This window comes from Arthrobacter sp. 49Tsu3.1M3 (genome assembly GCF_900168135.1).
Lineage (GTDB): Bacteria > Actinomycetota > Actinomycetes > Actinomycetales > Micrococcaceae > Arthrobacter.
Window position 1 is genome coordinate 22,967 of the sequence record NZ_FUZD01000026.1, and the last position, 12,777, is coordinate 35,743.

At 68.4% G+C, this 12,777-nt stretch carries 11 protein-coding genes and 1 pseudogene; 8 read left to right on the top strand and 4 right to left on the bottom strand.

Going from position 1 to position 12,777, the window contains the following annotated elements; genetic code table 11:
* Positions 1-15: 15 nt before the first annotated feature.
* Positions 16-708 carry a GNAT family N-acetyltransferase gene (locus tag B5X90_RS19090; protein WP_079555491.1) on the bottom strand — a complete coding sequence of 231 codons (693 nt, stop codon included), beginning with the start codon at positions 706-708 and terminating at the stop codon, positions 16-18.
* Between the two features lie 117 nt (positions 709-825).
* Between B5X90_RS19090 and B5X90_RS19095 the strand changes: the two genes are divergently transcribed.
* Entirely contained in the window at positions 826-1,719 is an 894-nt protein-coding gene (locus B5X90_RS19095; protein ID WP_079555492.1) for an oxygen-dependent tRNA uridine(34) hydroxylase TrhO, read from the top strand.
* A 34-nt stretch (positions 1,720-1,753) separates the two neighbouring features.
* On the opposite strand, the gene B5X90_RS19100 is transcribed toward B5X90_RS19095, so the two are convergent.
* Both B5X90_RS19100 and B5X90_RS19105 read right to left on the bottom strand, forming a co-directional pair.
* Positions 1,754-2,299, bottom strand: coding sequence for a DUF6023 family protein (locus B5X90_RS19100; RefSeq protein ID WP_256860337.1), 546 nt, complete (start codon positions 2,297-2,299; stop codon positions 1,754-1,756).
* A gap of 110 nt (positions 2,300-2,409) precedes the next feature.
* The gene (locus B5X90_RS19105) at positions 2,410-2,868 is read right to left on the bottom strand and encodes a hypothetical protein (RefSeq protein WP_079555494.1); all 459 of its coding nucleotides are present in this window, start codon (positions 2,866-2,868) and stop codon (positions 2,410-2,412) included.
* 191 nt (positions 2,869-3,059) lie between these two features.
* Here B5X90_RS19105 and B5X90_RS19110 point away from each other — a divergent pair, with 191 nt between their 5' ends.
* Together B5X90_RS19110 and B5X90_RS21740 are read left to right on the top strand one after the other, a co-directional pair.
* On the top strand, positions 3,060-3,839 hold the full coding sequence (locus B5X90_RS19110) for a MerR family transcriptional regulator (protein WP_079555495.1): 780 nt from the start codon (positions 3,060-3,062) through the stop codon (positions 3,837-3,839).
* Positions 3,840-3,929: 90 nt separating this feature from the next.
* Positions 3,930-5,609, top strand: a complete 1,680-nt coding sequence (locus tag B5X90_RS21740; RefSeq protein ID WP_079555496.1) for a DUF7059 domain-containing protein — start codon at positions 3,930-3,932, stop codon at positions 5,607-5,609.
* A gap of 51 nt (positions 5,610-5,660) precedes the next feature.
* Here the strand turns inward: B5X90_RS21740 and B5X90_RS19120 are convergent.
* Positions 5,661-6,926, bottom strand: a pseudogene (locus B5X90_RS19120) (MFS transporter); the annotation flags it as partial.
* 79 nt (positions 6,927-7,005) lie between these two features.
* On the opposite strand from B5X90_RS19120, the gene B5X90_RS19125 reads away from it, so the two are divergent.
* The 5 genes from B5X90_RS19125 to B5X90_RS19145 all read left to right on the top strand — a co-directional run bounded on the left by B5X90_RS19125 (position 7,006) and on the right by B5X90_RS19145 (position 12,774).
* Positions 7,006-7,707 carry an ArsR/SmtB family transcription factor gene (locus B5X90_RS19125; protein WP_079555498.1) on the top strand — a complete coding sequence of 234 codons (702 nt, stop codon included), beginning with the start codon at positions 7,006-7,008 and terminating at the stop codon, positions 7,705-7,707.
* Positions 7,708-7,922: 215 nt separating this feature from the next.
* Positions 7,923-10,661: a type I DNA topoisomerase gene (gene topA, locus B5X90_RS19130; RefSeq protein WP_079555499.1), complete on the top strand. Its 2,739-nt coding sequence runs from the start codon at positions 7,923-7,925 to the stop codon at positions 10,659-10,661.
* A gap of 116 nt (positions 10,662-10,777) precedes the next feature.
* Entirely contained in the window at positions 10,778-11,221 is a 444-nt protein-coding gene (locus B5X90_RS19135; protein WP_079555500.1) for an SseB family protein, read from the top strand.
* A gap of 92 nt (positions 11,222-11,313) precedes the next feature.
* Entirely contained in the window at positions 11,314-12,318 is a 1,005-nt protein-coding gene (locus B5X90_RS19140) for a Ppx/GppA phosphatase family protein (RefSeq protein WP_079555501.1), read from the top strand.
* A gap of 114 nt (positions 12,319-12,432) precedes the next feature.
* Positions 12,433-12,774: a YciI family protein gene (locus tag B5X90_RS19145; RefSeq protein ID WP_079555502.1), complete on the top strand. Its 342-nt coding sequence runs from the start codon at positions 12,433-12,435 to the stop codon at positions 12,772-12,774.
* Positions 12,775-12,777 lie beyond the last annotated feature (3 nt).

The window sequence follows — 12,777 nt, forward strand, 5'->3', positions numbered from 1 at the left end:
CCACGGAGCGGCGCCTCAGCCCACGGAGAGGTCGGCCCCTTCGTCGGACGTCGACAACATCAGGACGTGGCACACCTCGCGCCAGCCGAGGTGCGAATAGAGTTTTTGGCCGTCCAGCGAGGCGAGCAGTAGCCCCGAGTCGACGTCGTGTTCGAACGCCTGGGCCGCCAGGGCCTTCATTATGAAGCTGCCCAGCCCCCGCCGCTGGTAGGCCTCTGACGTCACGATGTTGTCGAAGATGGCGGTATGCCCCACCACAAACACGCGTCCGCTCGCGGCGACGTTCTCGCCGGCGCTGACCACTGCGTGGTGGACGCCGTCGGTCCGGGACGTCTCGAGCTTGAGTTCGTCGTCCGAAAGCCAGGGGTCCTCCGAATCCTGGGTCTCCATGTCCACGATCATCATGGTTTGGGAGCCCGAGGTGACATGCAGGCCGTTTCGCTGCCCCAGCAGGGCGTATCTGGCCACATCGTTCGTGAGGATGGTGAGGACCCGGGCCGGCACTTCGGCCGTCTTTGCCGCCAGCGCCTCGAACTCCGCGTCGGACGGATCGTAGGCGAAATACTCCCATTCGTGGGTGGTGTCACCGCGAAAGGCCGCGGGGAACCTGCCCTCCCTGCGCGTCTCATATCCGCGGCAGCCGGCCCATCCGGCAACCCAGATTTCCAGCAGGTGAGTGGTGTCTTCAACCATGGCGTCAAGACTCATGTGATGAGCGTATTCCAGCAGTGCCACAAGCAACAGTGGCCGGGTCGGGGGAAGCCGCTTGCTTATCCAATTGTGACTGTCGCCCGGCCGCCCGCCCCAACAAGTACCCTTAAAAGCGTGGCTTTGAACAGGATTGTGCTCTTTTACGGATTCACCCCCCTGCCTGACCCGGACGCCGTCCGGCTCTGGCAGCGCGCCCTCTGCGAAAAGCTCGGACTAACCGGCCGCATCATCCTTTCCAAGGACGGCATCAACGCCACGGTCGGCGGAGAACTGAACGCCGTGAAGCAGTACGTCAAAACCACGCGCGAGTACAAGGGCTTCCAAGGCATCGACGTGAAGTGGTCCGATGGTGGCGCGGCAGACTTCCCGCGGCTCAGCGTCAAGGTGCGGGACGAAATCGTTTCCTTCGGCGCCCCGGGCGAACTCAAAGTCGACGCCGGCGGAGTGGTGGGCGGCGGAACCCACCTCAAACCCGAGGAACTCCACGAACTCATTGAAGCCAAGAAACAACAGGGCGACGAAGTCGTGTTCTTCGACGGCCGGAACGGGTTCGAGGCCCAGATCGGCAAGTTCAAGGACGCCGTCGTTCCCGATGTCGCCACCACCCACGACTTCATCAAGGAACTCGACTCCGGCAAATACGACGCCCTCAAGGACAAACCGGTTGTCACCTACTGCACCGGCGGCATCCGCTGCGAGGTGCTGTCGAGCCTCATGGTGAACCGCGGGTTCAAGGAGGTCTACCAGCTCGACGGCGGCATTGTCCGCTACGGCGAGGCCTTCAAGGACCAGGGCCTGTGGGAGGGCTCCCTGTATGTGTTCGACAAGCGCATGCATGTCGAGTTCAGCGGGGACGCCAAGACGATCGGCGAGTGCGTCCGCTGCTCGGCACCCACGAGCAAGTTTGAAAACTGCTCGAATCCGTCCTGCCGGAACCTGACGCTCTATTGCGCCGGGTGCGCCGCGAGCCCCGACACCCTGCGGTGCCCGGAGGGCTGCGCCGCCTGAGGCGCGGGCCGGACTTTTGGCCGGCCGGGAACCCTCAGATACGGCTCACCCGGTACGCAAAGTTTGCCGGTGCGTTCGCATCCACCTTGATGGAGAGCGACGCATCTGCGGCCAGCTGCACCACGTTCACTCTGGACGTCCCGCACCGGAGACTCAGGTCCACGAGTTCGTCCTCACCATTCTCGATGGAAAAGGACACGCGGCGCGTACTCCGGCAGGCCAGGGTCAGGGCGTAAGTACCCTTGGGCAGCTGGGCTGTAGTCTCTTTCCGCTCCTCGTCGGCCTCCAGCGTCCCGAAACCCGTCTGGAAGACCTGCCCCGCGGCGTCGGGCAATACGGCATCGACCCAGTCATCCAGCTCCTCGCCCGTCACCGGCTCATTGAGATGGGGGTCCTGGGGCAAGGCGGCGTCAGTGCTCGGGGGAGGGGCAGCGGAGGTCGATTCATCGTCCCAGTGGTCGGCGCTGTATTCATACGCGCAACCGGACAGGACCGTGCCGAGAAATACCGCAACTGAAAGCACCACGGCGGCCGCCGGGGTGCGCCGTCGCGGCACCCTGCTCGCCGGCACAGTTGGCATACCCTGAGATTAGGGCGGCCCGGGATCAAACGCCAGAGGCCAAAGGTCCGGGTCGGACAGACCTTTAGGGGGCGCCGGGCTGGACGCCGCGGACCGGGCTGCGGCGGGCGCTACTCGGACGACGCCAGGTGGTACGCGTAGAGAAGTGGGGCATCCACGCTGGACGTGCTGAGCGTGACTTTGCCCGCGGCGGGCACTTTGATGCGGGCGGTTTCGCGGCTGCCATTGCAGGCGGCTCCGGCTTCGGCGAGCTGGCTGCCGTCCAGGCTGACGGCGAAGAACGCCTTCCCGCCGCCGTCGCAGGTCATGGTCAATGTGTAGGTGCCGGCGGGCACGCCGGACGCGGTCCGGACGATCGGATCCCGGTTCAGGATTTTGCCGGCATCCTCCAGCACTGTTCCCGGGGCGGAGGGCAGCGCGGTGGCCTTCCACGCCGGGACGTCGGCGCCCTCGATCGAACCGGCCGGAGAACATGCCGCTGCAGCCAGTACGACGACGGCGGCGGCCACGCCGCTGAGCGTCCGCCGGGCCAGACGGGCGACCGGGACGTGGGAGGAAGGGAGAACCATGCCTCAAACTTACCGTCTCGCAGGTTCCCCTCCGGTCCCGCCGACGTCCCGGGGACCCCTTCCCTGCGGGCCCTTGACTTTGACGCTGCGTCAAAGTTTAGAGTCGAAGCGACGGCCGGCAGCGGCCGGTCGGCACGGTAACGGCGGGGGTCCAGGGAACGCGGGACACAAGGAAGCAGAAGGGTGGAGGCATGGACTGGTCCGTTCAGCAGATCGCGAAATTGGCCGGCACCACCGGCCGGACTTTGCGTCACTACGACGACATTGGCCTGCTCAGGCCGAGCCGCACCGGCAACAACGGCTACCGGTATTACGGCCAGGAATCCCTGGTCCGTCTGCAGCGGATCCTGCTCCTGCGCGACCTGGGGCTCGGGCTGCCGGCGATCGCGGACGTGCTCGGCAACGAGGCGGACGCGGAGCCGGCACTGGGCCGGCACCTGGCGTGGCTGCTGCAGGAACAGGACAGGCTGGGGCGGCAGATTGCCGCGGTCCGTCACACCATTGAGGCATTGCAAACGGGAGGAAAGATCATGGCGGAGGAAATGTTCGACGGTTTCGACCACACCAAGTACCAAGAGGAAGTCGAGCAGCGGTGGGGCAAGGACGCCTATGCAAAGTCCGACGCCTGGTGGCGCAGCATGGGGCCCGGGGAGAAGGCTGCCTGGGCGGAACAGTCCCGGCAGCTCGGTGCCGACTGGACGGCTGCTGCGGCGTCGGGAGTCCCGGCAGACAGCGCGCAGGCGCAGGACCTGGCCCGGCGCCACGTCGAATGGCTCAGGGGAATCCCGGGCACGCCGGCGTCACTGGCAGCGGGCGGCAGCCCGGCGGCAGGTGGCGGCATCAAGGGGTACGTGACGGGGCTCGGCGAGATGTACGTGGCCGATCCCAGGTTCGCCGCCAACTACGGCGGTGCCGACGGCGCCGCCTTCGTCCGGGACGCCTTGAAAATCTACGCCGAGACCGAGCTCTAGCCGGAACCGCACGCCCCAGGCCCAGCCCCGGCGCTGACGGGGCCACCCAGGTCCCACCCCCCGGGCAGGCCCCGGGACTAAACTTGTCCGGTGACTTCCTCAGCGCAAGGCCCCGCCGCACCCTCTCGTTCAACGCAGGCTCCCGCAGCCCCGTTCACGTCCGGCAACACCCCGGACGCTCCGCGCAGCGACCTCCCCGGCCCCCTCGAGACCCTGGCCGCGGACCTGCGTGCGATTGGCTACACCGTGGACGGGGTTGCGGAGCTGCTCGGCGAGGCCGCGCACTCGGCCCTGGGCCGCGACCAGCTCATCCCGGCGCTGATCGTCACGGGGCGCTCCCTCGGGGAGCCGGCGACGGCGGCGCTCGCCGGCGTCGTGCGTCTCTGGCTTCTGTCCGAACCGCAGCGCGCGGAGACGCTCGACGCCGCCCTCCCCGGCATCCGTACCAAGGGGCTCATGGAACTTGGGCTCGTGGAGCCTGCGGGCGGGGACCTGGTCCAGGCCAGGGTGGACCTCAGGCCGTACGGCTGGGACCCGAGCGTGGGGGAAGACGGGACCAGTGCCGGCGGAGCGGACCTCTGGGTGGCCAGCGACCTCGCGGCCCACCAGCGCGCCGGCGTTCTCCGCCACGACCACGTCCTGGGGATTGGGCAGGCCTCCACCACGCTGGTCCAGGTCACCGCCCGCCGCCATGTTGCCAGGGCCCTCGATCTCGGCACCGGCTGCGGCATCCAGACCTTCCACCTGCTGCACCACGCCGAGCACGTGACCGCCACGGACATCTCCGAACGCGCGCTGGCGTTTACCCGGTTCAACCTGCTGCTCAACGCCGCCGAACTGCACCTGGACCCGGCCGACCTTGACGCCCGCGTCAGCCTCAGGCTCGGATCCCTGCTGGACCCGGTCGCGGGGCAGGAGTTCGAGCTGGTGGTGTCCAACCCGCCGTTCGTCATTACGCCCCGCAGCGCGGGGGAGACCGCCACGGACCAGTTCACGTACCGCGACGGCGGCCTGCCGGGGGACGAGATTGTGTCCTCGCTGGTCCGTGCACTGCCCTCGGTCCTTGCCCCGGGCGGAACGGCCCAGCTTCTGGGCAACTGGGAGATCACGGCCGGCGCCGGCTGGGCAGACCGGCCCCAGAGCTGGGCCGGCCCGGGCGCCGACGTCTGGTTCATCCAGCGCGAGCAGGTGGGCCCCGAGCAGTACGCCGAGACCTGGCTGCAGGACGCCTCGGAAAGCCGCGACCGCCGGCTCTACGAGGACTCGTACGCGGCCTATCTGGACGACTTCGGCGCGCGCAATGTGGCCGGAATCGGCTTCGGCATGATCTGGCTGCGGCGGCCTGCCGACGGCGCCGGGCGGGTGCTGTCGCGCTTCGAGGAGATTACCTACCCGATCGAACAGCCGGTAGGGCCACACCTGGGCGCCGCCGTCGAGCGTGCCGACTGGCTGGCCGGCCATGATCTGGCCGCCGCGCACCTGCTGGTCGCGGAGGACGTCACCGAAGAACGGCACCAGCGCCCCGGTGCGGAACACCCCGGCGTCATCCTGCTGCGGCAGGGTGCCGGGCTGCGCCGCACCAACCTGCTCAGTACCGAGCTGGCGGGCCTGGTCTCAGCGTGCGACGGCGACCTGTCCGTCGGGCAGATCATCGGCGCCCTCGAGGCGCTGCTGGGCGGCTACGAGGGGTTTGACAGCGAGGAGTTCCGCGTTGGCCTGCTCGAGGAAGTCGGGAACCTCGTCCGCGACGGCTTCCTGCTGCCTGCCTGATACCGTCGCGGCCGCGCCCGCTGCCTTGACCGCCGCAGGAGTGTGGGAGGCGGAGTCCTCCCGGCCGAACCGCGGCAGGACGTACGCCGTGAGCGCGAGGGCGACCAGGGCCCCGGCGGCGCCGGTGAGCACGAAGCTGACGCGGACCGGCACCAGGGCGCCCAGGAGACCGCCCAGGGCCAGCGCGCCAACGGAGACGGCGCGCGTCATCCCGCCGACAATCGCCATCGCCTGGCCGCGCCCGCTTTCCGGAATCCGCAGGATCGCGATGGCCCCGAAACAGGCGTTCAGGACGCCGCAGGCCACGCCCGTCCCTGTGTAGGCGGCAAAGAGCAGTTCCACGCTCGGGACCATTCCGGTGAGGACCAGGCACGCCGAGGCTCCGGTCATGGAGGCCAGCAGCACGCGCAGACGGACCCCCGGCGTCCCGATCCTGCCGGCCATCGCGGCCCCGGCCGCCATGCCGAGGCCGAAGGCTGCGGACAGGAGGCCGTACTGGATTTCGGTGGCGCCAAGTTCGTTGCGGGCCAGGAACACCTCGAGCACATTGGTGGCTTCGCCGACGACGATGAAGAACATCGCCCCCAGGACCAGGGCCCAGACGAGGCTGTCCCGGCGGATCAGGCGCAGCCCGTCCAGCAGCGCGGGCTTCGCCTGGCCGGCCCGTTCGGCCGCCGTGCCGCGGCGGGTGCGGATCAGCAGCGCGCCGAGCCCCATGGCGACGTAGCAGCCGCTGGCCACGGTGAACACCAGCCCGGTCCCGCCCCAGCCGCTGAGCAGGCCGCCCGCGGCGGGACCTGCCATGCCCGCGATCATGATGGTCGCCTGCATGGCCCCCATGGCCCGGGGAGTGCGGTCCTCTCCGACGATCCGGGGCAGCAGCGCCTGCCAGGTGGGGCTGGCCACGGACTGGGCTGCGTCGAGCAGGAACGTCATGGCAAACAGCATGGGCAGATAGTTCTCCAGGTACTGCATGCCAAGCCCCATGCCGGCGACGGCGGCGGCGCTGACAGCCGAACTCGCCGTCGCCAGCGTGCGCGAATCCATGGTGTCGGCGAGCCGGCCGGCCCACGGGGCCAGGAGGACCAGCGGCAGCGCCGAGCACAGCAGGTACGCGGCCACGAGCCAGGGCCCGGCGACAGGAGTTTCGCCGGCGGCGGCCGCGTTCTGCAGATGCAGCATGACGCTGACGACGACGGCGCCCATCCCCGCCGTCGCCACGAACCGGGCGGTGCCGGCAATCAGGAAGTCGCGGTTGCGCCACAGGGGCCGCGCCCCGGTTGCGGGGGCGGGCAATTTATGAAGTGTATGTTTCATAAACAGGAACGTAGTCCGGCGGCAAAACAAATGTCAAGCATTTCTTTCATAGTTTGGCGGGGCTGGATACACTGGAGGTGTGAACGCAGAAACCCCGACGGCGGAGTCAACGGCTCCGCCGGCCGCCAGGCGCCGGCACCGTCCGGAGAAGCAAGTGGAAATCACCGACCCGAAGGCGATCCGTGCCCTGGCCCACGCCGCCCGGCTCGAGGTCATTTCCGAGCTGTATTCCACCCAGGTGAGCCGGACGGCCACCGAGCTTGCCGCGCAGACCGGGCTGACCCCCAGTGCCATGAGCTACCACCTGCGGGCACTGCAGAAGTGGGGCATCGTGATTCCCGCCGCCACCGCGGGGGATGCCCGGGAGCGGCGCTGGCAGGCCGCCGGTACAGATTTCACCATCCACTCGCTGGGGGGAGTGGCCAGCCCCGAACTCGCCGTCCTGGACCTTGAGCTCGACGCCTACCGCCGCCGGGTCCGTGCCTACGCCACGGCCCGCAACGCCCGGCGCGAGAGCGGCGACACCGCCGACGGGCCGTCCTCGGTGGTGCTGGCCAGCAATCTGCTGTACCTGACGCCGGACCAGCGGGCCGAACTGACGCGGCGGATCTTCGACCTGCTGCGGGACTACGAACTCGAGGATCCGGACCGCCTGCCCGAGGGTGCCGAACGCATGGCCACGATGTGGTCGATGATTCCGGACGACCGCGGCCCGGCGGCCGCCGCAAAACCCGCCGCCGCAAAACCCGCCGCCGTCAAGCCCGCCGCCGGGAAGGCCTGAGCCCGCCGCCGGGAAGGCCTGAACGGGTCGCGGGCATTGCGCTGAGCCGCATCCGGGGTCCGCTCAGGGACCGGCCGGCACGTGGCATTATTGCGGCCGGAAGCCGCGTCCGCCGGGCCGCCATTTCCGGCCGGATGCGCGGGATTCTGCAAAATATGGTGAACTAGGCGGGTATGGGCGCATCTGCCCGAGCCACCTTTTTCTGTAGGAGCACCGTGCCAAGCAAGGCCAAAACCGGCAAGAAACTCGTGATTGTGGAGTCTCCCGCCAAGAGCAAGACCATCGCCAAGTACCTCGGCGAAGGCTTCATAGTGGAGGCCTCCATTGGTCACATCCGCGACCTCCCGCAGCCCTCGGAGCTCCCCGCGGAACTGAAGAAGACCCCTCTGGGCAAGTTCGCCGTCGACATCGACAACGACTTCAAGCCCTACTACGTGGTGTCCTCGGACAAGAAGAAGAAGGTCGCCGAGCTCAAGGCGCAGCTCAAAGACGCCGACGCTCTCTATCTCGCAACCGATGGGGACCGCGAGGGCGAGGCCATCGCGTGGCACCTGCTGGAAGTGCTCAAGCCCAAGGTTCCCGTTTACCGGATGACCTTCGGTGAAATCACCAAGGAAGCCATCCACCGCGCCATGGACAACCTGCGCGACGTCGACCAGGACCTGGTGGACGCCCAGGAGACCCGGCGCGTCCTGGACCGGCTCTACGGCTATGAGATCTCCCCGGTGCTGTGGCGCAAGGTGGCCCGCGGCCTCTCCGCCGGCCGCGTGCAGTCCGTCGTCACCCGCATGGTGGTGGACCGCGAACGCGAGCGGATGGCCTTCAAGGCCGCCTCCTACTGGGACCTCACCGGCCAGTTCGGCGCCGGTTCCGGCTCCTTCAAAGCCAAACTCGCCGCCGTCGACGGCGCCAAGGTCGCCAGCGGCCGGGACTTCAATGACAACGGCGAGCTCACCTCCCGCAACGCGGTCCACCTCAACGAGGAACTCGCCACCTCGCTCGCGGCGGGCCTCCAGGACGCCGACTTCCGCGTCCGCTCCGTCGACACCAAGCCGTACACCCGCCGCCCGGCAGCGCCGTTCACCACCTCCACCCTGCAGCAGGAGGCGGGCCGCAAGCTGCGCTTCTCCTCGAAGAGCACGATGCAGGTGGCCCAGCGGCTCTACGAAAACGGCTACATCACCTATATGCGTACGGACTCGTCCGCGCTGAGCAACGAGGCCGTCACCGCCGCCCGGCGCCAGGCCTCCGAGCTGTACGGCCCCGAGTACGTGCCGCAGTCGCCGCGGGTCTACAGCGGCAAGGCAGCGAACGCGCAGGAAGCCCACGAGGCCATCCGTCCCGCCGGCGACTCCTTCCGCACCCCGGCCCAGGTGGCCCAGCAGCTCTCCGGCGACGAATTCCGCCTCTACGAGCTCATCTGGAAGCGCACGGTCGCCTCGCAGATGGCTGATGCCAAGGGCTCCACCGCCACGATCCGCCTGGGCGCCGTCACCGTGGGTGACCCGGCCGACCGCCGCGACGCCGAATTCTCGGCCTCGGGCACCGTCATCACTTTCCCCGGTTTCCTCGCCGCCTACGAAGAAGGCAAGGACGAAAGCCGCGGGGACGACGAGTCCGAGGAAGCACGCCGGCTGCCCAACGTGGCCAAGGACGACGCGCTCACTGCCAGCGACATCGTCGCCGTCGGCCACGAGACCTCGCCGCCGCCGCGCTACACCGAAGCGTCGCTGACTGCGGAGCTGGAAAAGAAGGGCATCGGCCGCCCGTCGACCTATGCCTCCACCATCTCCACGATCCAGGACCGCGGCTACGTCCGGAAGCAGGGCTCGGCGCTGGTCCCGAGCTGGATCGCGTTCTCCGTGATCCGGCTCCTCGAACAGCACTTCCACGACTACGTGGACTACGAGTTCACGGCCGACATGGAAGCGGACCTGGACAAGATCGCCAACGGCCAGGCGGCCGGACCCGCGTGGCTCAAGCACTTCTACTTCGGTGAGGACTCCGAGCCCGGCCTGCTGAGCATCGTGAACAACCTCGGCGAGATCGATGCCCGCGAGATCAACTCCATCCCGATCACGGACGCGATCACCCTCCGGGTCGGCAAGTTCGGCCCGTACCTGGAAAGCTCCACCGCGACGGTGGATCCCGAGACCGGCGAGGTGGTTGAGGCGGCCCGCGCCAACGTCCCTGAGGACCTGGCCCCGGACGAGCTCACGGCCGCCAAAGCCGTTGAACTCATGGAGACCGCCGCCCCGGAGGAGCGCGTGCTCGGCGCGGACCCGCAGACCGGGCACACGATCGTGGCCAAGAACGGCCGCTACGGCGCCTACGTCACCGAGATCATCCCGGAGATGACCGAGGAACAGCTGGCCAACCAGCCCGTCGAGTACTACAAGAACGGCAAGCCCAAGCCGCCGAAGAAGCCCGTCAAGGCCAAGCCGCGCACCGGGTCCCTGTTCGCATCCATGAGCGTGGACACCATCACGCTGGACGAGGCGCTGCAGCTCATGAGCCTGCCCCGCGTGCTGGGCCAGGACGCCGAGGGCAACCCGATCACGGTGCAGAACGGCCGGTTCGGCCCGTACCTGAAGAAGGGCACGGACTCCCGCTCCATCGGCTCCGAAGAGGAGATCTTCACGATCACGCTCGATGCGGCGCTGGAGATCTACTCGCAGCCCAAGCAGCGCGGCGCCCGTGCCGCCGTGCCGCCGCTGGCCGAATTCGGACCGGACCCGGTCTCGGAGAAGAACATCGTGGTGAAGGAAGGCCGGTTCGGCCCGTACATCACCGACGGCATCACCAACATCACGGTGCCGCGCACCACCTCGATCGAGGAGCTGACCCGGGAACGCGCCGTCGAACTCCTCGCCGAAAAGCGGGCCAAGGGCCCGGTCAAGCGCACGACGACGGCCCGCAAGGCGCCCGCCCGGAAGGCCCCGGCCAAGAAGTAGGCCGGCACGCCGAAATCGCCGGAAACCTGCCGATTCGCCGGAAAATACCGGCGAATCCGCAGGTTTCCGGCGATTTCGCGTTTGCGGACCGGCCGTGGACGTGATCGAGTAGGAATATGACTGAACAGCCCGCACACCTGGACAACCAGCCGCTGAACGAACTCGAGGAGCAGCTCGCCCGGGGGGAGCAGCCGGACGCCAACCCGGTGGACGTGATCCTGGCCTTCCTCAACAACGAGGTCTACGTGGTCAGCTCCGACGCCCTCGAGGGCCCCGACTCGCAGGTGGAGCCGCTGGTCCTCGCCAACTCCTCCGGCAAGCCCGTCCTGGCCGTCTTCTCGCACCCCAGCCGCGTCACCGAGCAGTATCTCGCCGCCGCCCCGAACGTGCTGGGCACGCAGGGCGCCGCGATCATCGGCAACCTCGGCGCAGAACTTGGCATGGTGATCAACCCCGGCGCCGCCTACGGCTTTGAAATCGACCCGGAGGGCGTGGCCAACATCCGCCGCGACTTCAAGCCCACGGACGAGTCCGCTGACGGCACTGCCGACCCGGCTTAGGCCCCTAACCGGCCAAACTGCGACGGCGGTATTCTTCGCGAATCCCGCTGTCGCAGCTAGGCCGCCCGCGCCGCGGGGGGAATAATGGCAGCATGCGTCTAGGCGTCCTCGACATCGGGTCCAATACTGTCCATCTCCTGCTGGTCGACGCCCATCCGGGCGCCCGGCCGGTCCCCTACGCCTCGCATAAGCGGCGGCTGTCGCTCGTGCAGTACCTCGACGACGACGGCAACATCAACGACGACGGGCAACATGAACTGGTCGAGTTCGTCCTAGAAGCGTGGGAATTCGCGGCCAAGCACAAGGCCGACGACCTCCTCGCGTTCTGCACCTCGGCCATCCGCGAGGCCACCAACGGCGCTGACGTCCTGGCCCGCGTCAAACATGAAACCACGGTCACCCTCCGGGAGCTCACGGGCAGCGAAGAGGCGTCCATGACCTTCTTCGCCGTCCGGCGCTGGTACGGCTGGGGCGCCGGGCCCATCCTGAACCTGGACATCGGCGGCGGCTCCTTCGAGATGGCCCTCGGACAGGACGAGCTGCCCGAGCTGGCGATGTCCGTTCCGCTCGGCGCCAGCCGGCTGACGCGCGACTGGCTGCCCGAGAACCCGCCCTCGGCCAAGAGCATCAAGGAACTGCGCCGCTACATCCGCTCCACACTCAAACCCGCGGTGCGCAAATTCGAGAAGCTGGGCCCGCCCAACCTCGTCGCGGGCACGTCCAAAACCTTCCGGTCCCTCGCCAGGATTGCGGGAGCCGCCCCCAGCGGCGCCGGGCCCTACGTCAAGCGGGAGCTGCTGGCCCTCGACCTCGGGCTCTGGGCGCAGCGGATCTCGGCCATGGAGATAGGGGACAGGCTCCACCTGCCCGGCGTCTCCGAGGCCCGCGCACCGCAGGTCCTCGCCGGCGCCCTCGTCGCGGAAGCGGCTCTGGAAATGTTCAAGTTCGACAGCATGGTGACCTGCCCTTGGGCCCTGCGTGAGGGACTCATCCTCCGCCGGCTGGACCAGCTGGTGTTTGAGGGGCCGATCGATCCCGCGCCGCATGTGGCGGAGCAACCGCCGGCGCGGCTCCAGGCGCCGGAAAAGGCTCTCTGAGACGGATTGGGCCAGAGGCGGGTGTCGAGACTGTGTCGATCCGGAGCGTCCTCGATCGTGTAATTGCTGAGAGGCCGGCACGGCGCCGGCTGATTCGACAAGGAGGCACCCGAAATGACGCAGTACCTGCTCAGCATCTACCAGCCGGACGGCCCTGCCCCGGACCCTGAGTTCCTCGAACCCATCATGCATGACCTGGCGGCCCTGAACCATGAAATGCAAGAGGCGGGGGCCTGGGTGTTCGCCGCGGGTCTCCACCCGGCGGAGTCCGCGACAGTCCTGCGGCCCAACGGCGGCGAGATCCTGGTGACCGACGGGCCGTTCACCGAAGGCAAGGAGCACCTCGGCGGATTCACCGTGATCGAGGCCGAGGACCTGGACGCGGCCCTTCGCTGGGCAAGGAAGCTGGCCGGCGCCACCACACTTCCCGTTGAAGTCCGTCCGTTCCAGCACTAGCCG